We start from the raw sequence: 20478 nt of genomic DNA, 5'->3' as shown, positions 1-20478 counted from the left end.
AATAAAAAACCAGAGAAGCTAGCTTCTCTGGTTTAAATTATATTTTTTAATATGTCAACCTATTTTAGGACGACTCAGAATATTTTATTCTTCTTCGTTATTCTCAACGATTTCAAAAAAACTAAAAACATTACCTCCGTAACGTTTTTCATAGCTGTGAAAAGGATGTTTAGATAAATCTGTGTGCTTAGAGTGTTCAATAATTAAAAGACCATCTTCATTTAATAAGTCACGATCAAAAACTATATCCGCTATTCTTAAAAACTGACTTTCCTCAAAATCATAAGGAGGGTCTGCAAAAATAACATCTGTTTTAAGAGGTGTTTTTTCTAAAAACTTATACACGTCACTTTTATAGCTATTAATTTCCATACCTAAGTCTTTAGCTGTTTGATTGATAAATTTTATACAGGCATAATGAGCATCAACAGCATAAATATTTTGTGTTCCTCGTGAGGAAAACTCGTAGCTAATATTACCTGTTCCAGCAAATAAGTCTAGTACTGAAATATTTTCAAAGTAGTAAAAGTTGTTTAAAATATTAAATAAAGACTCCTTTGCCATATCAGTTGTAGGGCGAACAGGTAAATTTTTAGGAGCTGTAATTCTTTTACTTTTATATTTTCCAGAAATAATTCGCATTAGGCTATAAGTATAAAGTTAGAGTGGTTCGAAAAGTCGTCACTATCCGCAAAAAAACTATTCACAGGGTTCATAAAATGAATATTTCGAACGTATGTATAAGTAATAGAGTAAATATCTGAACCTTTTTCAATCTCACCAATAAAGGTTAATTGAAAGGAGTTAGGGTCCATTTGTAGCTGTTCAGCAGTGAAAAGAATATAGTAGATAAAATCTTCTTTTGTGTTGTAAGAAAATGAGTTGTAAAACAACAATTTTCCTTCTTTACAAACTAGAATATCTAAATGAGAAGAAGAGACATGGACAAAAAACTGCTGCTCAGAATCATTTTCAGAATAGGTAAGTAGTTTATCTATTAAAACTGTTGAATGGTGTTTGTATTCAAATTCTCCAAAGTTTTGAAAAAGGTAGTTGTTAATATTCACATAAGGTATGTAAACTGTGTTAGCAGCTATTACAGTATGTAAATCATAGGTAATAAAATCCGTTTTTAATGTTTTAACATCATACTTTAAAAATGGAGCTAAATTGTTTCTATCAAAGAGCTTGTTAGGAACCAACGTAGCTAAGTTGTTTTGATGGACAGCAAAAACAGTTGTAAAGTCTTGTTGTAAATCTTTGTCAGCGTCAAAAATACGGATGATTTTCTCTAGTAAAAGTTCTGGAGAAGCAGTAGAGCTAGAAAAAGTATACTTAGTAAAAAGAAGAAGCTCTTTTGTTTCTGAGTTTGAGATACAAAAAGAAAATCCATCCAAACTAAATTGGATGGATAGACTTTTATGTTGCGCAAAAGCGCTGTTTTTTTTACTCTTTTTTTGCAATTGCTTCAGCTTTATCATAATAAGGAGGCCAGTTACCACCTACAGTTACTTCAGTTAAAGAACCAACAGAAACAAACTCACCTTTAATTTGATCTGTTTCAATAGCTTCTAATTCTTGCTTTATCAAAGAAGGATTCATTCCTACTAAAATAGGTTTTTTAGATACTTTAGCTTCAAAAACAGGAACTTCTAATCCTGCAACTTTTTCAACTCTACCTGTAGCTAATTCAAATTGCTCTTTTGTACCAGGTACCTCAAACATTTTTGCATATTCTTTACCTTCAAAATATTTTAAAACAGGCTCATATCCTACAGTGTCAATAACTTTAACAGATATATCTTTAGTAATACCTCCACCTAATTCAACTGTTTTTTCAACGTTTTTAGTTTCAGTAATAGCTAATTGACCATTTTGAATAAAGGTAAGTAAAGTATCTTTATTGTTAGTATATGTTCCGTAAACTTCTTTATATTTTACTTCTGCGTCTCGAATCAACTTTAAATTCTTAATAACCTTAGCATAACGTACTCTCTTATCTTTGTTAAAATTAATAGGCTCCATAACACCATTATAAATTTTATATACTAAAAAGACAGTTGCTCCTAATAATAATAATGAAACTAACCATCTCATTTTTAGAGGAACAAACTTAACAACAAGTAATGCTAAAAGAACTGCAACTACAACAGCTGCTAAAATCATTAATAATAAATTCATTTTTTTAATTTTTAATGTATGATATTCGCAAATCTACAATTTTTTTTCAATGATGAAAATAATTATTTATAAATAGGCCTATCTTTGAATATTATTTGAAATATGATACAAACTGCTCCGAAATTTTATAAAGAAATACTACAAAAATTCCCGTATACACCTACACAGAAGCAAAATGAACTATTAGATGTCTTAACTGATTTTATTTTTTCTGATGATAATCGTGCTCTATTTTTGTTAAAAGGATACGCAGGAACAGGTAAAACAACCATAATAAGTACTGTTGTACATAATTTATGGAAGATAGGTCAAAAAGCAGTTTTACTAGCACCTACAGGGCGTGCAGCAAAAGTAATTTCAGGATATTCCAATCGACAAGCATTTACAATTCATAAAAAAATATATTTCCCTAAAAAACAAAGCAGTGGAGCGGTAAACTTTGTAATGCAGCCTAATAAGCATACCGATACGCTTTTTATAGTGGATGAAGCTTCTATGATTTCTGATGAAAAACAAAATGCAAAATTGTTTGAAAACGGGTCATTGCTTGATGATTTGATTTCGTATGTGTACTCTGGAAAAAACTGTAAAATTATTTTTATAGGTGATACAGCGCAGTTACCACCTGTAAAATTAACAATGAGTCCAGCTTTAGAAGCAGATAAACTATCTTTTGAGTTTAATAAAGAAGTTACTGAAATTGAGTTGGATGAAGTGGTTCGACAAGAAGAAGGTTCAGGAATTTTAGCGAATGCAACCGATTTACGTTTATTAATTCAGAATGATTCAACACATTTTCAGTTTGATGTGAAGTACCCTGATATTATTCGTTTGCAAGACGGATATGATATTCAAGATGCTATAACTACCGCTTATGATGGCGAAATAGGTGTTGAGGATACGGCTATTATAGTTCGTTCAAACAAACGAGCAAACCAGTACAATCAACAGATTAGAACTAAAATCCGCGGACAAGAAAATGAAATTTCTACAGGAGACTATGTAATGGTGGTAAAAAACAACTACTATTGGTTAAAAGACTCCTCTTCGGCAGGTTTTATTGCCAACGGAGATATTTGTGAGGTAATGCGTATCAATTCAATTAAAGAATTATACGGATTTAAGTTTGCTGAAGTAGAGGTTCGTATGATTGATTATCCTGATATGAAATCTTTTGAAACGGTTTTGTTGTTAGATACATTAACAAGTGAAAGCCCGTCATTAACCTATGAAGAGTCGAATCGTTTATACGAAGCTGTAAAGGAGGATTTTGCCCATGAAAAATCGAAGTACAAGCAATTTATGGGGGTAAAAAAGAATAAGTATTTCAATGCGCTTCAGGTAAAATTCTCGTATGCAATGACCTGTCATAAATCTCAAGGAGGGCAGTGGAAAACAATTTTTATAGAACAACCGTATTTACCAGATGGAGTATCGGTAGAATATTTACGTTGGTTATATACAGCTGTTACCCGTGCTCAAGAAAAATTATATTTGATAGGTTTTAAGGATGAGTATTTTTTAGATTAAAAAAATTTTAGTTCTTTCCTACAAAAGAAAAGTAGCTTTATTCTTTATAGCAGAAATGTTAGCATTTTGTTAATGTACCTTATACTTTAGTTAAAAAAGTTACATTTGTGTAGTATTCAAACTATTAAAAATGCACAAAAAAGTACTTTTATTGCTATCTTTTTTATTGATTTCATTAAGAATAAACGCACAAAAACCACAAAAACTTACTTCAAACCAAATTTATGAGAAAGTTCAAAAATTAAACTTTTTGGGCTCTGCATTATACATTGCAGCACATCCTGATGATGAAAATACACGCTTAATAGCGTATTTATCAAATCATGAAAAAGCAAGAACAGGATATTTGTCGTTAACACGTGGTGATGGAGGTCAAAACTTAATAGGACCTGAAATGCGTGAACTATTAGGAGTAATTCGTACTCAGGAATTGTTAGCAGCAAGAGGAGTAGATGGAGGAGAGCAACGTTTTTCTAGAGCAAATGATTTTGGGTATTCAAAACACCCTGATGAAACGTTAAAAATTTGGGATAAAGATAAAGTTTTAGCCGATGTAGTTTGGGCAATTCGTACTTTTAAACCAGATGTAGTCATCAATCGATTTAATCATAGAACTCCAGGAACAACTCACGGACACCACACTTCTTCGGCTATGTTAAGTGTTGAAGCTTTTGATTTAGCGAATAATAAAACAAAGTATCCAGAGCAATTAAAATATACAGATACTTGGAAACCAAATAGGTTGTTTTTTAATACTTCTTGGTGGTTTTATGGTAGCCAAGAAAAATTTGCCAAAGCAGATAAAAGTAAGATGTTAAGTTTTGATATTGGGACGTATTATCCTTTAAAAGGATTGTCGAATAACGAATTGGCATCAATAGCAAGTAGTCAGCATTTATGTCAAGGGTTTGGAAGGTTAACCACAAGAGGAACCCAAACAGAATATGTAGAATTTTTAAAAGGAGATTTTCCTAAAGACAAGAAAGATATTTTTTCAGGAATTAACACCACATGGAATAGAGTAGAAGGAGGTGGAGAGATAGGTGATATTTTATATGAAGTAGAACAAAACTTCGATTTTGTAACCCCGTCAACACATCTTCCTGCCTTATTACAAGCTTATCAAAAAGTTCAAAAATTAAAAAACAATCACTGGAAGTCGATTAAAACTAAAGAATTAAAAGAAATTATAGAGGCTTGTGCAGGTTTATATTTAGAAGCTTCTGCAGAAAGTTCTAGTGCAACACCAAAAAGTACGATTAGTATCGATTTTGAAGTATTGAATAGAAGTGGAGTATCAATGGAGTTATCTTCGATAAAAGTACTTCCAGAAAATAAAAAAATAAAGAAAGACTTAGATTTAGCGAATAACAAGAAGAAAACGTTTACAGAAACTATTTTGATACCTGAAGTCGTATATTCATCACCATATTGGTTACAAAAACCTTGGGATTTGGGAATGTACACGGTAGAAAAACAGGAATTAAGAGGGAAACCAGAAACTCCGAGACCAATTCAAATACAATTCAATTTAATGATTGAAAATCAATCTATTTCTTTTGTAAAACCTGTGGTGTATCGCTATTCAAAAAGAGATAAAGGTGAAATTTATGAACCTTTTGAAGTGTTACCAAAAGTAACCACAAAATTATTGAATAAAGTGCTAATTTTTTCTTCAGAAAGTCCTCAAAAAGTTACTGTTGAAGTTCGTTCTGGAGCAAAAAACACAAATGGCACAGTTGCGTTAAAAGCTCCAAAAGGATGGAGTGTTATGCCAAGTGAAGCTGTGTTTTCTATAGCTCAAAAAGGCGATATTCAATTGATTGATTTTATGGTTATTCCAACACAAAAAGAATCAGAGGGAGTATTAAAAGCTATAGCAAAGGTTGAAGGAAAAAATTATGATAAAGAATTGGTAGAAATCAACTATAATCATATTCCTAAACAGTCAGTACTATTAGTATCGAAAGCAAAAGTTGTACGTTTAAATATTCAAAAGAATGGTACTAAAATAGGGTATATACAAGGTTCAGGAGATGCAGTTCCTGAGAGTTTACAACAGATAGGTTATGAGGTAACAGAGTTAAACGTGAATGAAATCAATGGTAATTTAGAACAATTTGATGCTGTTGTTGTTGGTATTAGAGCATATAATACTATAAAAGAGTTACAGTTTAAGCAAAAATACTTGTTAGAATATGTGAAAAATGGAGGAAACGTAATTGTACAATACAACACGAATAGGGGAGTGGATGTACAAGCTCCGTACAATTTACAATTATCTCGTGATAGAGTTACCAATGAAAATGCAGATGTAGCATTCTTAGCTAAAGAACATTCGATTTTAAATTACCCTAACAAAATTACTAAAGCTGATTTTGAAGGATGGGTACAAGAGCGTGGACTATACTTTCCAAACAAATGGAGTAAAGAGTACACACCTATTTTATCAATGCATGATAAAGGAGAGTCAGTTAAAAAAGGAAGTTTGTTAGTTGCTAAGTATGGAAAAGGAAACTATATCTATACAGGACTTAGTTTCTTTAGAGAACTCCCAGCAGGAGTTTCTGGGGCTTATAAGTTGTTTGCAAACCTATTATCGGTAAAAGAAAATACAACTGATGAGAATTAAAGTTTTTACAGTTTTAGTTTTGATACTACTATTTGGTTGTAAAACTAAGAATGAAAATCCTGTCAAAAAAGGATATGATCAGGAATTGGTTGATGAACTTGTTAGAATGGTAGAAATGGATCAAGTTGCAGCTGGAATCCCCTCTGGAAAACACAAACAATTAACTAAAGAAGAATGGAAATCATTTAAAGACAGTGTTTTTTCTGTAACTTATAAGAATGCTTCAGAAATTTTTAAAGAGCATGGTTTTGTAGGTTTTGATGTGGTAGGAGAAGATGGTTCTAGAAATTTTTGGCTTATAGTACAACATCTAGATTCTAAACCAGAATTTCAAAAAACTGTTTTAAAGAAGATGAAAATTGAGGTAGAGAATAAGAATGCTAATCCTGAAAACTATGCCTATTTACTAGATAGAGTAAAACTAAATATGGGGGAAAAGCAAGTTTACGGAACTCAAGTATTGTATAATTGGAATGTTTGTCAAGCATATTCAAAACCATTAATAGATAGTATAAATGTAAACAAGCGTAGAAACAAAATAGGTATGAAGCCTCTTGAAGTTTATTTAAACGAAATGTCAAAAATGCACTTTGAAATAAATAGTGAAGTATTTTCTAAAATTAGTATTACTGAGCCTAAATTATATAAAGTAGAGGATTAGTTTTACTTAAAAAGATTAATTGAAACTGTAGCCAATTCCGAGTTTGGAAATTTCTTAAACGTATTTTTATCGTAAGTTAACCCAATAGCTTCCATAGCATTCATGTATTCATCAAGCTCAATAATGTATTGATCCGAATAACCATGTGTAGCGTCATAGGCAGTCGCAGCTGTTTTTCCTAAATTTTTGGCAACCAATTCTGGTTTTGATGTGTGTAATTCAATTAGCAATAAGCCAAATTTACTGATGAACGGTTTCCACTTGGTAAAATGCTGTTTTAAAGACTCTACTACCAAGTTATTATTCAAACGTTTTCCTCTGTAAGCATAAGCTCCAGTTGAATTGGTAATAGTTGAATTATCATTAGGAGCAGGCTCTTGCCAAATTCTGTTGTGATCTAAAAAGGTACGAACGTTTAATAAATCAGAAAGGTTAATTCCATATTTATCTTGTAAATCTTCTGATAACGCTTTAGGGTTCCCAATATCTCCCCAAATCACTTTTGCCCAAATATCTGCTTGCACTAGGTTTTTACGAGTTATTTTTAACGCAGCTTCGTTATAATCGACACCAATAAGTAAGAGCGGGTGATCTTCTAACATAGCGCCTCTTTTAGTTTGATGTTCAATTACATTAAATAAATGTTTTAAAAATGCACCATTACCACAGCCAACATCTAGAATACCTTTAGGTTGTTCGTTGATGGGCTTATTAAATAGGTTAATAATAATCTCATCAATTACTTTAAAATAGGTAGAATGTGCACCACCGCTTCCCCAAACATTCATTTCCCTATCTACATGAATCTCATCATTTCCTATCTCAGAAGTTCTAAAAATATCAGGATTTCCAAAAATAAGCTTGTCTAGCTTTCTAAGAGTAGGGATATACGATACTGTTACTCCGTAAGCACTGGCTCTACGAGCAAAAAATAAACCTTCATGGGTAAATTCATAAGAATCCTTTGTTTTAGTAAACCACCCCAAATTAGTTAATAAATCTAATAATCGCCCGAAATTATCAGCATCTTTATGGAATTCATCTGCACTAAACTTGGTTTGCATAAAATATTTATGAAACATACCACTCATTCCTAATAATACAGTTGTTGGACCTACAATAATTCCCTCTATATGTGTAAGGATTTGTGTTAGAATTTCTTTTTCCTTAGAAGTTGAAGGAAGTGTAATTCCGAAGTTGTTTGTAAAGTTTTTATAGAGGTTTTCTAATTTCTCAAAAGGTTCAATTTCAAATTTTCTAGCACTATAACTTTCAGAAAAACGTAATAAAGAAAAAGCGTCTTTATACAAATGAAAATAGGAAAAAGCAATGGCTGAAGCTTTGTTGATTTTAAACTGAACAGTGTTATGTGTATTATCTACATGTTGTGTTAACCAGCCTTGAGAACATAATGTTCTTAAAGCCACATTTAAATAACCGTCATTAGCGTTAAACTCGGAAGTAATTTCATTTAAACTAACAGATTTCTTCTTTAATAAGTAGTTAGTAATTCCTTTTTCATGTAAAGTGTAAGCTGCTGGACAAGTAACAATTCCGTCTAAGTGACGAAACAACCTACTCCTTAACGCAGACTTTTCTTGTTTTGATAGCATAGTTTGATAGTTTTCATTCTAAATATAACTAATTGATTTTAAAATTAAAACTAAATTATTAAAGCTAAAAAATTAAGTTAAAATATTTAAAATATGTTTATGAACAAAAGAATAATAGTCTTGATATTGAGGAAGTAATAAGTTTTCGTAGTTTTTTGTATGCAATATTGTTTCTAAGCTAAATAATTTTAAAGCTGCTACTTCTTCTTGCTGAAGTGTTAACTCTTCAATAGGAGTGGATAATTCAGCAATAAACACATGATGGAATTCATTATCGATAATTCCATTCGGGTGATTTACCATGTGCTTTCGAGTACCTATTTTATGTAAGTTTTCAGGAAGAATATCGAAACCTATTTCTTCTTTAACCTCTCTAACAGCTGCAATTTTAATGTTTTCACCGGCAGCTATGTGGCCTGCAACTGAAATATCCCATAAACCAGGAAATACTTTTTTGGTTAACGCTCTTTTTTGAAGTAGTATTTTATAATCAGAAGTATATAACCAAACATGGATAGTGGGGTGGAAGTAGCCTTTTTTGTGAGCCTCAGATTTTAAGCAGGTTTTTCCTGTATAATTTCCATTTTCATCAACAATATCTATAAGTTCATCCATGAGGAGCGTTGATTAAAAAAGCGTCATTACTTGTTCGCAATGACGCTTGATTATTTTTTTATTCAAAGTAAGAGAAATCTTCTCCATCTTCAATTTTTAATAAACTTTCGTAAATCATTTTAATTACGTTCTCAACATCTTCACGGTGTACCATTTCAACAGTAGTGTGCATGTAACGTAATGGTAAAGAGATTAAAGCAGAAGCAACACCGCCGTTACTATAAGCAAAAGCATCAGTATCTGTTCCTGTAGCTCTAGATAGTGCAGAGCGTTGGAAAGGAATTTTGTTAGCTTCGGCAGTATCAATAATTAAATCTCTTAATTTTTGTTGTACAGCAGGAGCATAAGCTACCACAGGGCCTTTACCTAACTCTAAATGACCTTCTTTTTTCTTGTCGATCATAGGAGTTGTAGTATCGTGTGTTACATCGGTAACAATTGCCACGTTAGGTTTAATGGTTTGGGTAATCATTTGCGCACCACGCAAACCAATTTCTTCTTGAACAGAGTTTGTAATGTATAGCCCGAAAGGTAATTTTTTCTTGTTTTCGTGTAGTAAACGAGCTACTTCGGCAATCATAAATCCTCCCATACGGTTATCTAAAGCACGACACACAAATTTATTTCCGTTTAAAATATGGAATTCATCTGGGTATGTGATAACACAACCTACATGTACTCCTAATTCTTCAACTTCTTCTTTGGTACTACAACCACAGTCTATAAAAATATTGTCTGGTTTTGGAGCTTCCTCTTTGGCTTTATTACGTGTATGAATTGCTGGCCACCCAAAAACACCTTTTACAATTCCGTTTTTAGTGTGAATGTTTACAATTTTACTAGGAGCAATTTGATGGTCGCTACCTCCGTTACGGATTACATAAATTAACCCGTCATCAGAAATATAGTTTACATACCAAGAAATTTCATCAGCATGTCCTTCAATAACTACTTTATATTTAGCATCAGGATTTATAACTCCAACAGCAGAACCATAAGTGTCGGTAATGAACTCGTCAACATAAGGTTTTAAATAGTCCATCCATATTTTTTGCCCTTCCCACTCGTATCCAGTAGGAGCAGCATTATTCAAGTATTTTTCTAAAAAGTCAATAGACTTTTCATTTAAAATAGATTTATCAGCCATAACTTAAACGTTAATTTTTATGTTATTAATCTTTCTTTTCTTTTTCTTTAATCAGTTCCCCAAAAACGTCTTTTCTCGATAAATTCTTCTTGTTCACGAAGTTGTTTTGGTGTTAATACCTTTAAAAAAGATGGGTGTTGTTCTATTGCATATTCAATTTTTTCAACAATGCTAGCTACATCTTCATTCTCGTAATCAATTTCTAAAGGTTCTTTAATAACCATAGATTGTAGTACGTTACGTTTTTTTATCATCAATCCTTTTTTATCAAAAGAACGTCTAAATCCATCAATTACTATAGGAACTACAATAGGCTTGTAGGTTTTAATAATATGGGCTGTACCACGACGAATAGGTTTAAAAGGGGTAGTCGTACCTTGAGGAAAAGTAATTACCCAACCGTCATCTAAGGCTTTACCTATATTAGAAATGTCAGACATTTTTACTTGTCTGTTAATATTTTTACCAGCATTACGCCAAGTTCTTTCTACTGAAACAGAACCTACATAAGCAAAAATTTTTGGAAGCAATCCAGAGCGCATTGTTTCACCTGCGGCAACATAATATATGTTTAATTTAGGATTCCATAAATAGCCTACGTTTCTAATGTTATCATCCCTACCTTTTAAGGCAGCATTAAATACATGAAACATTGCTGCTACATCAGCAAAATACGTTTGATGATTGGAAATAAACAGTACTTTTTCGTTGGGGAGATTTCTTAAAACATCCATTCCCTCTATTTGTAGGTCATTAAACTTACGGTAACGACCGTGAGAAATAACTCCGAGAACTTGTATTAAAAATCTTTTAATGAACAAAATATGTCCAAAAGGATTCCTTTTAAATAAAGGCATTTTTATAATCAGGTTTTATTAGTGTAAATGCTAAATTACAAAAGAAAACCATAAAAAAAACTATTTAAATAAATCTTTAATTTCTGAAAGCATCATGGCAGTTGCACCCCACACAATGTAATCATTTAATTTAAAGCATGGTACCTCGATATTTTTCATGTATGAGGTTTCCAACTCTACAGAAGTTAAGTTTGAGTCGTCTAGTAAATCAGCCAATAACACTTCAATAATTTTAGCGACTTCTTCATTCGGAGTAAAGCGAGGTGTTTTTTCCGAAATCCCTATAAATGGAGCTACTAAAAAATTACTAGGAGGAATATAAGCATCAGAAGTTTGTCGTATTACTACAATAGATTCATAGTGTACCCCAACTTCTTCATAAGTTTCACGTAAAGCAGTTGTTCGTAGGTTGTTATCTTCTTTATCAAATTTCCCTCCAGGAAAGCTAATTTGTGATGAATGTGCCCCGTTATAACTGGCTCTTTCAGTAAGTAAAAAACGAGTTTGATTGTTACTGTCAGGGTAAAATAATGCTAAAACAGCTGCTTTTCTTGGATTTTTACTTTGTATTAATTCTTCTGAAAATCGTGTTCTTAGTTTGGGAGCTAATTTAAATTGAGATGTTAAACCACCCAATTGTTTTTGCTGTAATTTTTCTATTTGATTGATGAAATCAGAAAAAGTCATTCGTTTTTAGTATTTTAGAACAAACTTATCAATTTACAAGATAAAAGTTGTAAATTTTGGCTTGAATTTTGATTTGTTAAGTGTGGAATTAATTTAATACTAAATGAATAAAGAAAAAAAGTACCAAAAACTAGCATTAAGTTTATTGTTTGACGCTATTGGGTATGTATCTTATTTAATACCTGGGCTTGGAGAGTTGTCTGATATTGTTTGGGCACCAGCATCTGCGTATATAATGACAAAAATGTATAAAGGAAATAAAGGTAAAGTAGCAGGAGCCATTGCTTTTATTGAAGAAGCAATGCCTGGGTTAGATGTTATACCAACATTTACTCTTATGTGGTTGTATACTTATGTGTTTTCTTCAAAAGAATCAAAAACTACGATTGAAGTTTAGCTCTTAATTTTGATAAAAAAACAAAGAGCTTCCTATTTTGGAAGCTCTTTTTATATTATATGGCTATAAACTATTTTTTGATAATCTTTTTAGTAAAAGATTTTTGACCGTCGTTTACTTCAAGAATATAAATTCCGCTATTCAAACTTGAAATGTTAAGATTGTTATGAGTAACTTTTCCTGTTAAAACTTGTTTGCCTGTTAAGGTTGTAACTTTAAAAGTAGCATTTCTGTCATCTGCTAATTTAATTTTTACGAAATCAACACTAGGGTTTGGTGAAACACTAGCATCGAAAATAGAAGTTTCATTTCCTAACTTTCCGTCAATAATAATATTATGGCTTCCTATACCTTTAGAGCTACTACCTATATTAACAGTGTAGTCTTCTACTTCTCCATAAGAAAATGTTTCACAAGCAGATGGAGCTGCATCCCATTTCATAGAAACACGCATTCGTGTAGCTCCTGATAAAGCAGAGGTAGGTACAGAAAAGCTGTATGATAAGTTACCAGAACTAGATGAAGAACCGCTAACAACTTCCTCAGAAGATTCAAAAGTTCCATTTTTATTAAAATCAATCCAAACTTTCCAATATTCAGTATAAGAAGAACTAGAAAACCCAGCGCTTACTACAATAGTATTACTTCCGTAAGGTAAGTTTCCAGTTAAAGAAGTAAAGTCTCCATATCCATCATTTCCTCCAGTAGTATTTGAAATTCCTCCAATAACAACGTTGTCAATCCACTCATAATTTGCATTATTTCCTTTTGCACTACAATAAGAAACGGTGTTTGCTAAAGTTGTTACGTTTACCGTATTACTAGAAGAAGAAATATTGTTAGCTGCATCTTTTGCTTTTACAGAAAACGTATAACTTGTAGAGGTTGTTAATCCACTAACAGAATAGCTCGTAGTGGTAACAGTTGTTATTTTTGTACTTCCTTGATAAACATCGTATCCAGTAACACCAATATTGTCAGTTGAAGCAGTCCAGCTTAAATTAACAGAAGTTTGTGTAATATTTGAAGCAGCAACATTAGTTGGCGCAGATGGAGCAGTTGTGTCTGGGGTAGAAGCTCCTCCATCAATGCTGTGGTTTCCCAAGCCGCTGAATATATCTTTTGCTAATATATTCCATTCAGAAGTTGTATAAGAACTGTTAGGAGATGTAACAGAAAATTTTCTTTGCATTGTTTTGTCTTGCGCAAACGTTGAAGAGCTGTTAGGATCTCCAATCAAATCGATAAGAGTACTTCCTTTGAATAAACCAACAGCATCGTTTCCGTTAAAAGATATTACACCTGTGTCTGTTCTGTCAGCTTTGTTAAGTATTGTACTAGAAGCACTGCTATTAGCGATAACATAAACATTACCGTTTGTTAGTTGACCACTTAAAGTTAATGTATTGGTCCATCCACCACCATTGGCAGCTTTCTTTAATGAATACCCTGATAAGTTTACACTGGCTCCAGTGAAATTAGCAATTTCAATAGCTTTATTATTTGAAGAACCTTCTATATATTCAGAAATTAATAAATCTGTAGCTGTTCCATTTCCTCCACCTGAACTAGTGTCAGTTGTCATAGAAACAGAATTACTTGAAGAAGAGATATTATTGGCAGCATCTTTAGCTTTTACAGAAAAAGTATAATTAGTAGCCGCTGTTAAACTTGTAACAGTATAAGAAGTTGAAGAGGTTGTAGTTACTTTAGTAGCTCCATTATATACATCATATCCAGTTACACCAACATTGTCAGTAGATGCAGACCAAGTTAAGTTAACTGTAGTTTCTGTAATGTTAGAAGCGGATAAGTTAGTAGGAGCAGTAGGAGCTTGGGTATCTGATCCATTACCGCCACCAAATAAATCTTCAGCTTGAGGGCCTCCCCATATTTCAGTGGCAAATGCAGGATTATCAATAAATGGATTACGGTTTCCTTGAATTCCTTCTAAAATAGGATTGCGTTGCTTTTCAAAGTCAGATACTGGATCATCTACATTCCACTGAATAAACATAGCAAGCATATTAGCATCTGAAGCCATTGTTGATCCTGTACCAACACCCGTAGGTAAACATTGGTTACCGTAACGTAAATACATATACATCATCATACGAGCAACATCACCTTTCCATTCATCTCCAGGGTACCAACCTCCAGAAACACTACCAGCATTACCAGAACCATTTACAAATTTTTTACTACCTCTTTGAGAGTTGAAAGAAATATCAGCAGGTCTTAAATGATGAGCATCTGCTCCCGGTCCAGAAGTTCCTAAATTAGGACTTCCTAAGGATTTAGGATATACATGTTCTCTGTTCCATTGTGTACCAGCACTACCACCGTTAGCGTCTTTACTTCTAGTTCTATCGGTTACATAATTACCGTCAGTATCACTATACCCATAAACTAATAAAACCTTACTAGCGTCGTTAGGATCTAAATCAATTTGTTTAAGTGCATTCCACACACCAGGTGTGTATGAAAGGTTTGTTGTATGTGTATTAATAATCTTAGTAGCCAGCTCATTTTTTAATGCTGAACCAGATAAATTCAAATTAACATCGTTGTAATATGAAGGGATTTGTGAAAAAACAGCTAATGAAGCTATTAAAAAGAAGAAGAGTAGTTTGTGTTTCATAATGTTTTATTGAAAAAGTTAAATTTTTGTTAATACCCTGCAAATCAATAAAAAATATAATTTTTTGATGTTATCAAAAGGTTAATAATCAATAGTATATCTTTTGTAGATAACTAGTTTATAGTTTTTCCTTTATTTTGCGTAAATTTGCACGCTAAAATTAGAGATTGATTATGAAGATATCATACAATTGGTTACAACAATTTTTACAAACAGATTGGGAAGCTGAGAAAACAGGTGAGTTATTAACTGATTTGGGTCTTGAAGTTGAAGGAATAGAAACTGTAGAGAGTATTAAAGGAAGCCTAAAAGGGGTAGTTGTAGGAGAAGTTTTAACTTGTGAAAAGCATGCTAATGCAGATAAGTTAAAGGTTACTACTGTTGACTTAGGAAATGGTACCCCTGTACAAATTGTATGTGGAGCACCAAATGTTGCGGCAGGTCAAAAAGTTCCTGTAGCTACTGTTGGTACCATGTTGTATGATGAAAAAGGAGAAGGCTTTAAAATTAAAAAAGGAAAGATACGAGGAGAAGTAAGTCATGGAATGATTTGTGCTGAAGATGAATTAGGTTTAGGACAAAGTCATGATGGTATTATGGTGTTAGACGAGAGTTTGGTTCCAGGTACTCCTTGTTCGGAAGTTTTTAATATTGAGACAGATTATGTTTTTGAAATTGGTTTAACTCCAAACCGTGCAGATGCAATGAGTCATTACGGTGTTGCACGCGATTTAAGAGCTGGATTGATTCAACAAGGAACTAATATAGAATTGATTTCTCCATCTGTATCAGATTTTCATGTAGATGAACGTACTCATAAAATTGATATAGAAATAGAGGATAAGGATTTAGCACCTCGTTATTGTGGTATTACTATAAGTGATATTGAGGTAAAAGAATCACCAGAATGGATTCAAAACAGATTAAAAGCAATTGGATTAACTCCAAAAAATAATATTGTAGATATTACTAACTATGTATTGCATGAGTTAGGACAACCACTACACGCTTTTGATGCTTCTAAAATTAGAGGAGGCAAAGTAGTAGTGAAAACCTTAGAGGAAGGAACAAAATTTACTACTCTAGATGATGTAGAAAGAGAGTTATCTTCTGAAGATATTATGATTTGTGACGCAGATGATAATCCATTATGTATTGGAGGGGTGTTTGGAGGAGCACAATCAGGAGTTACAGAGCATACAACTTCTATTTTCTTAGAAAGTGCTTACTTTAATCCAGTGTCAGTAAGAAAAACAGCAAAACGCCACGGATTAAATACCGATGCGTCTTTCCGTTTTGAAAGAGGAATTGATATTAACACGACAAAATATGCTTTAAAGCGTGCTGCTTTATTAATTGAAGAATATGCAGGAGGAAAAATGTCTTCTGATATTTTAGATTTTTACCCAGTAAAGGTGGAAGATTTTGAGGTATTCTTATCATTTGATAATGCATACAAATTAATAGGTCAGGAAATTCCGAAAGAAACCATTAAAAAGATTTTAGCTTCACTAGATATTAAAATAAATAGTGTTACTGAAGCTGGTTTAGGATTGGTAGTACCTTCTTATAGAGTAGATGTACAACGTGAGGCTGATATTATTGAAGAAATCTTACGTGTTTACGGATATAACAATATAGAGTTTTCTCATAAACTGAATACGTCAATTTCTTTTGATAGTGATAAAGACGTAAAAATTGAAAACATAGTAGCAGACCAGTTAACATCGTTAGGGTTTAATGAAACCATGGCAAATTCGTTAACAAAGGCAGATTATATTGAGTTATCTGAGAACTTAAACGCTGATTTTAACGTTGAAATGTTGAATCCGTTAAGTAACGACTTAAAAGTAATGCGTCAATCGTTGCTATTTAGTGGTTTAGAATCTGTAGCGTACAATATTAACAGAAAGAACAATTCATTAAAGTTTTACGAGTTTGGTAAAACGTATCACAAATACGAAAGTGGATACCAAGAAGACAAGCATTTAACGTTATTTGTTACTGGTAATAAAACACAAGATAGCTGGAAGGTAGCTACGCAAGTATCAGACTTCTTTTATGTTAAAGGAGTTGTAACAGCTTTATTAAGTCGTTTAGGAATTGAGAAGTTAAAAACCACCCCAACAAAATCAGATGTGTTTTCTGAAGGAATTACGTTAAGCTTAGGGAAAACTAAATTAGTAGAGTTAGGAGTTGTTAAAAGAACAATTTTAAAAGAATTTTCAATTAAACAAGAAGTATTATTTGCTGATTTTAACTGGCAAAATATTTTAAGTTTAGTAGGTAACAGAAACATAAAAGCAACTGATTTACCTAAATTCCCAGCTGTGAAGCGTGATTTAGCGTTGTTGCTTGATAATAAAGTTGAGTTCAAAGAAATTTATAACTTAGCATTTCAATCAGAAAGAAAGCTTTTAAAAGAAGTTGATTTGTTTGATGTGTATGAAGGAGACAAGTTACCAGAAGGTAAAAAGTCATACGCAGTAAGTTTTGTATTACAAGACGAAAACAAAACGTTGGCAGATAAACAAATAGATAAGATAATGCAGAAATTACAGCAAACATTCGAAAAGAATTTAGACGCTGTGTTACGATAATTCAGAAGCTCCATTTTTGGAGCTTTTTTTATATTTAACAAAGAACATTTAAAATAAACTAATGTATAAATTACTGATTCGCCCAATTTTTTTCCTTTTTGATCCTGAAAAGATTCACCACTTTACATTTTCACTCGTAAAGTTTCTATCTAAAATACCGGGAATGTCTTCTATTTTTAGAGGAATGTATCAAGTAAACGATAAAAAGTTAGAACGTAATTTATTTGGATTAACGTTTAAAAACCCTGTAGGGTTAGCAGCAGGATTTGATAAAAATGCAGTACTGTATAATGAGTTGGCTAATTTTGGATTTGGTTTTGTTGAAATTGGTACCGTAACGCCTAAAGGTCAGATTGGAAACCCGAAAAAAAGATTATTTCGTTTAAAAGATGATAAAGGAATTATCAACCGAATGGGATTTAATAATGAAGGGTTAGCAGCAGCGATTGAACAATTAAAAAAGAACAAAGGAAAAATAATTATTGGAGGAAATATTGGTAAGAATACGAATACAGCTCCCGAAAATTATACAGAAGATTATGTAGCGTGTTTTAAAGGGTTACATCCATATGTAGATTATTTTGTATTGAATGTAAGTTGCCCAAATGTATCTAGTCACGCAAAGTTAGAAGATGCTGATTATTTAAAGGAATTAATCACTGAGGTGCAAAAGTTAAACAACGCTGAAGCACAACAAAAACCTATCTTATTAAAGATTGCTCCAGACTTAAACAATCAACAATTAGATGAAATTATCAAATTAGTAGCAGAAACTAAGATTGACGGAGTGATAGCGTCGAATACTTCAGTAAATAGAGATAATTTAAAAGCTTCTAAAGAACGTTTACAAGAAATAGGTAATGGAGGTGTAAGTGGACAACCGGTTAAAGACAGAAGTACAAGAGTGATTCAATACTTAGTAGACAATTCTAACAAAGGATTTCCAATTATTGGGGTAGGAGGTATCCATTCTGAAAAAGATGCCTTAGAAAAGCTAAATGCAGGTGCAGATTTAGTACAGATTTATACAGGTTTTATTTACGAAGGACCTAGTTTGGTAAAAAGAATCAATAAAGCTATTTTAGCTGAATGATAAAATACATCAAAATATTATTCTTGCTTTTAACATTATGCACTTATGGGCAAGATGTAAATGATATGAAAAAGCCAGATATAGTTGATGAAAAGTTTAGAGAGTTCATTGAAAAGAAAAAATTTGTAAGTGAAAATTATTATTCTGGTGTATCAGATGAAAAACTAAAACCATTTTTATCAAAAAAGATTAATCTAATTGCATCTGATTTTTTAATTGTTTATCAATCGGGTAGTCCGAGTGAACAGAAATACCAAGAAAAAATTGAATTAGGGCTTTCTAGATTTGAAAGTGTATATCTTAGTTTAGATACCGAAGATAGAGAAAGGATTTGTACTTACATTGAAGAATTAATGGATATTATAGAACTAAATAGTTCAAATGGATTATTAAATAAATTTATGTACGGTTTTGATATTTCCAAAGAAGTTGATAAATAAACTTATTAACTTATGCTAGAAACCCTTATATCTTTTGTATTAGCTACGGCTACCTTAGCATTTTCACCAGGACCTGATAATATTTTTGTGTTGACACAAAGTATCGTCAATGGAAAAAAATATGGATTGGCTACCGTTGTTGGCTTAATGACTGGATGTATCATCCATACAACTTTGGTGGCTTTTGGAGTATCGGAAATCATCAAACAAAACCCGAATTTATTTTTCATCATCAAGCTATTTGGAGCAGGATATTTACTGTATTTAGCTTTTCAAGTATATAAAAGCGATGCAAAAATTGCTTTTTCTACGGATAATGTTCAAAAAAAATCAACATTACAATTATTCAAAACAGGTTTTTGGATGAATGTGCTAAACCCCAAGGTTACAATTTTCTTTTTGGCGTTTTTCCCACAGTTTTTGTTTTCTGACAGCTTGTCAAACGTACTCCAATTTTATGTATTAGGAGGATTATTCATTTTAACATCTTTTTTAATATTTTCTTCCATTGCTATTTTGGCAGGAAAAATTTCTAATTACATTAAACAGCACAAAAAGGTGGGAATATATTTAAAATGGGCGCAAATTGTAGTGTTTGTAGGTATAGCGATGTTAATTTTACTTTAAAAAACTTTCAAGATTATTTATTCCTCTTTCTTTAAAGTCAGTTTTTCTAAGTTTCTCTTAGAGCTTCTGTTTTCAGGGTTAATAGCTAAAGCTTTTTTATAGTATTCAATAGCGTTCACTGTATCTTTCATTCTGGTATAAGCATCAGCGGTACTATCATAAGTATTTGAGCTGTTAGGATACAATTCAATATTAATTTTAAAAACATTAAGGGCATTTTCAAACTCATCTTTTCTAAGATATTGATATCCTAATCTATTTAAGTTTCGCTCTCTAATTACGGGGCTTAAACTGTCTTTTTCTTTTATAGCTTTGTAGCCTTTTAAAGCAGCTTCAAAGTTACCGTCAGCCAAATGTTCACTTGGTGTTTTTTCTCCTTTCTTTAGCTTTTTAAAGACATACTTTTCACCTTCATGCTCACGTTTTTTAGCTAACTCTATCTTATCTTCAGAAGTATTAAAAATTAGTTTTTCATTCAATTCTCGAACATAAAAAGAAGAATCATTAACTTTTAAAGGCTCTAAATTTTGATTACGCCATTTTATGAGTAATTTGTTATTTTCATTAAAAGTAACTTCTATAATTTCATCAGCATTAAAATAATAGCGTCCAGCGGCTTTTTTTATAAATTCTGGGGAGTTTGATTTAGAGGTACAACTAGCAAATACTAGTATAAAGGAAAGGAATAAAAGTTTAATTTTCATTTTTTGGTTAGTTTTTATTGAAAATGATATTAGTAAGACGACTCGGAATAAAA

18 protein-coding genes are annotated in these 20478 nt (G+C 32.0%); 8 read left to right on the top strand and 10 right to left on the bottom strand.

Annotation, left to right across the window (positions count from 1 at the left end; all coding sequences use genetic code 11):
- Nucleotides 1-84: 84 nt before the first annotated feature.
- The 3 genes from MK851_RS05835 to MK851_RS05825 are packed head-to-tail and all read right to left on the bottom strand — an operon-like array spanning nt 85 to nt 2181.
- Complete coding sequence (locus tag MK851_RS05835) at nt 85-642, bottom strand: RsmD family RNA methyltransferase (RefSeq protein ID WP_320242269.1); 558 nt, start codon at nt 640-642, stop codon at nt 85-87.
- Nucleotides 642-1463, bottom strand: coding sequence for a DUF3822 family protein (locus tag MK851_RS05830; RefSeq protein WP_320242266.1), 822 nt, complete (start codon nt 1461-1463; stop codon nt 642-644). The genes MK851_RS05835 and MK851_RS05830 overlap by 1 nt, the downstream gene beginning before the upstream one ends.
- On the bottom strand, nt 1447-2181 hold the full coding sequence (locus MK851_RS05825) for a hypothetical protein (RefSeq protein ID WP_115901535.1): 735 nt from the start codon (nt 2179-2181) through the stop codon (nt 1447-1449). The genes MK851_RS05830 and MK851_RS05825 overlap by 17 nt, the downstream gene beginning before the upstream one ends.
- Before the next feature lie 102 nt (nt 2182-2283).
- Here MK851_RS05825 and MK851_RS05820 point away from each other — a divergent pair, with 102 nt between their 5' ends.
- The 3 genes from MK851_RS05820 to MK851_RS05810 all read left to right on the top strand — a co-directional run bounded on the left by MK851_RS05820 (nt 2284) and on the right by MK851_RS05810 (nt 7004).
- Nucleotides 2284-3711, top strand: a complete 1428-nt coding sequence (locus MK851_RS05820) for an ATP-dependent DNA helicase (RefSeq protein WP_320242261.1) — start codon at nt 2284-2286, stop codon at nt 3709-3711.
- A gap of 130 nt (nt 3712-3841) precedes the next feature.
- A complete protein-coding gene (locus tag MK851_RS05815) occupies nt 3842-6343 on the top strand; it encodes a PIG-L family deacetylase (protein WP_320242259.1) in 2502 nt (833 codons plus the stop codon).
- Nucleotides 6333-7004: a DUF6624 domain-containing protein gene (locus MK851_RS05810; RefSeq protein ID WP_320242257.1), complete on the top strand. Its 672-nt coding sequence runs from the start codon at nt 6333-6335 to the stop codon at nt 7002-7004. Before MK851_RS05815 ends, MK851_RS05810 begins: the two co-directional genes overlap by 11 nt.
- A 2-nt stretch (nt 7005-7006) precedes the next feature.
- Here MK851_RS05810 and MK851_RS05805 read toward each other — a convergent pair whose 3' ends face one another.
- The 5 genes from MK851_RS05805 to MK851_RS05785 all read right to left on the bottom strand — a co-directional run bounded on the left by MK851_RS05805 (nt 7007) and on the right by MK851_RS05785 (nt 11923).
- Nucleotides 7007-8617 (bottom strand): class I SAM-dependent methyltransferase, encoded by a 1611-nt coding sequence (locus tag MK851_RS05805; RefSeq protein WP_320242255.1) that lies wholly within the window; start codon nt 8615-8617, stop codon nt 7007-7009.
- Between the two features lie 72 nt (nt 8618-8689).
- Nucleotides 8690-9232, bottom strand: coding sequence for an NUDIX hydrolase (locus MK851_RS05800; protein WP_320242254.1), 543 nt, complete (start codon nt 9230-9232; stop codon nt 8690-8692).
- A 58-nt stretch (nt 9233-9290) separates the two neighbouring features.
- Nucleotides 9291-10379, bottom strand: a complete 1089-nt coding sequence (locus tag MK851_RS05795; RefSeq protein WP_320242252.1) for a M42 family metallopeptidase — start codon at nt 10377-10379, stop codon at nt 9291-9293.
- Nucleotides 10380-10426: 47 nt separating this feature from the next.
- Complete coding sequence (locus MK851_RS05790; RefSeq protein WP_303509934.1) at nt 10427-11236, bottom strand: lysophospholipid acyltransferase family protein; 810 nt, start codon at nt 11234-11236, stop codon at nt 10427-10429.
- Between the two features lie 60 nt (nt 11237-11296).
- On the bottom strand, nt 11297-11923 hold the full coding sequence (locus MK851_RS05785) for a CoA pyrophosphatase (RefSeq protein ID WP_320242250.1): 627 nt from the start codon (nt 11921-11923) through the stop codon (nt 11297-11299).
- 103 nt (nt 11924-12026) lie between these two features.
- Between MK851_RS05785 and MK851_RS05780 the strand changes: the two genes are divergently transcribed.
- Nucleotides 12027-12320, top strand: coding sequence for a hypothetical protein (locus MK851_RS05780; protein ID WP_303509930.1), 294 nt, complete (start codon nt 12027-12029; stop codon nt 12318-12320).
- 70 nt (nt 12321-12390) lie between these two features.
- On the opposite strand, the gene MK851_RS05775 is transcribed toward MK851_RS05780, so the two are convergent.
- Nucleotides 12391-14961, bottom strand: a complete 2571-nt coding sequence (locus MK851_RS05775; RefSeq protein ID WP_320242247.1) for an endonuclease — start codon at nt 14959-14961, stop codon at nt 12391-12393.
- 173 nt (nt 14962-15134) lie between these two features.
- On the opposite strand from MK851_RS05775, the gene pheT reads away from it, so the two are divergent.
- The 4 genes from pheT (at nt 15135) to MK851_RS05755 (ending at nt 19721) form a co-directional block, all read left to right on the top strand.
- Nucleotides 15135-17561: a phenylalanine--tRNA ligase subunit beta gene (gene pheT / locus MK851_RS05770; protein WP_320242245.1), complete on the top strand. Its 2427-nt coding sequence runs from the start codon at nt 15135-15137 to the stop codon at nt 17559-17561.
- Nucleotides 17562-17622: 61 nt separating this feature from the next.
- Nucleotides 17623-18654 carry a quinone-dependent dihydroorotate dehydrogenase gene (locus MK851_RS05765; RefSeq protein ID WP_320242243.1) on the top strand — a complete coding sequence of 344 codons (1032 nt, stop codon included), beginning with the start codon at nt 17623-17625 and terminating at the stop codon, nt 18652-18654.
- Nucleotides 18651-19094, top strand: coding sequence for a DUF4844 domain-containing protein (locus MK851_RS05760; RefSeq protein ID WP_320242241.1), 444 nt, complete (start codon nt 18651-18653; stop codon nt 19092-19094). Before MK851_RS05765 ends, MK851_RS05760 begins: the two co-directional genes overlap by 4 nt.
- A gap of 12 nt (nt 19095-19106) precedes the next feature.
- Nucleotides 19107-19721 (top strand): LysE family translocator, encoded by a 615-nt coding sequence (locus tag MK851_RS05755; RefSeq protein WP_303509923.1) that lies wholly within the window; start codon nt 19107-19109, stop codon nt 19719-19721.
- Nucleotides 19722-19738: 17 nt separating this feature from the next.
- Here the strand turns inward: MK851_RS05755 and MK851_RS05750 are convergent, their stop codons facing one another.
- Nucleotides 19739-20425, bottom strand: coding sequence for a hypothetical protein (locus MK851_RS05750; RefSeq protein ID WP_320242239.1), 687 nt, complete (start codon nt 20423-20425; stop codon nt 19739-19741).
- Nucleotides 20426-20478 lie beyond the last annotated feature (53 nt).

It is taken from the genome of Tenacibaculum sp. 1B UA (assembly GCF_033978845.1).
In the GTDB taxonomy this organism is placed as follows: Bacteria; Bacteroidota; Bacteroidia; order Flavobacteriales; family Flavobacteriaceae; genus Polaribacter.
Note: the sequence above shows the minus strand (reverse complement) of the source record. Positions and strands in the feature narration are given on the sequence as shown.

Coding starts and splice junctions, on each gene's coding strand:
- MK851_RS05760 (WP_320242241.1), top strand. CDS start 18,651: ATGATAAAATACATCAAAATATTATTCTTGCTTTTAACATTATGCACT.
- pheT (WP_320242245.1), top strand. CDS start 15,135: ATGAAGATATCATACAATTGGTTACAACAATTTTTACAAACAGATTGG.
- MK851_RS05800 (WP_320242254.1), bottom strand. CDS start 9,232: ATGGATGAACTTATAGATATTGTTGATGAAAATGGAAATTATACAGGA.
- MK851_RS05815 (WP_320242259.1), top strand. CDS start 3,842: ATGCACAAAAAAGTACTTTTATTGCTATCTTTTTTATTGATTTCATTA.
- MK851_RS05795 (WP_320242252.1), bottom strand. CDS start 10,379: ATGGCTGATAAATCTATTTTAAATGAAAAGTCTATTGACTTTTTAGAA.
- MK851_RS05835 (WP_320242269.1), bottom strand. CDS start 642: ATGCGAATTATTTCTGGAAAATATAAAAGTAAAAGAATTACAGCTCCT.
- MK851_RS05780 (WP_303509930.1), top strand. CDS start 12,027: ATGAATAAAGAAAAAAAGTACCAAAAACTAGCATTAAGTTTATTGTTT.
- MK851_RS05775 (WP_320242247.1), bottom strand. CDS start 14,961: ATGAAACACAAACTACTCTTCTTCTTTTTAATAGCTTCATTAGCTGTT.
- MK851_RS05790 (WP_303509934.1), bottom strand. CDS start 11,236: ATGCCTTTATTTAAAAGGAATCCTTTTGGACATATTTTGTTCATTAAA.
- MK851_RS05785 (WP_320242250.1), bottom strand. CDS start 11,923: ATGACTTTTTCTGATTTCATCAATCAAATAGAAAAATTACAGCAAAAA.
- MK851_RS05820 (WP_320242261.1), top strand. CDS start 2,284: ATGATACAAACTGCTCCGAAATTTTATAAAGAAATACTACAAAAATTC.
- MK851_RS05810 (WP_320242257.1), top strand. CDS start 6,333: ATGAGAATTAAAGTTTTTACAGTTTTAGTTTTGATACTACTATTTGGT.
- MK851_RS05825 (WP_115901535.1), bottom strand. CDS start 2,181: ATGAATTTATTATTAATGATTTTAGCAGCTGTTGTAGTTGCAGTTCTT.
- MK851_RS05750 (WP_320242239.1), bottom strand. CDS start 20,425: ATGAAAATTAAACTTTTATTCCTTTCCTTTATACTAGTATTTGCTAGT.
- MK851_RS05805 (WP_320242255.1), bottom strand. CDS start 8,617: ATGCTATCAAAACAAGAAAAGTCTGCGTTAAGGAGTAGGTTGTTTCGT.
- MK851_RS05765 (WP_320242243.1), top strand. CDS start 17,623: ATGTATAAATTACTGATTCGCCCAATTTTTTTCCTTTTTGATCCTGAA.
- MK851_RS05755 (WP_303509923.1), top strand. CDS start 19,107: ATGCTAGAAACCCTTATATCTTTTGTATTAGCTACGGCTACCTTAGCA.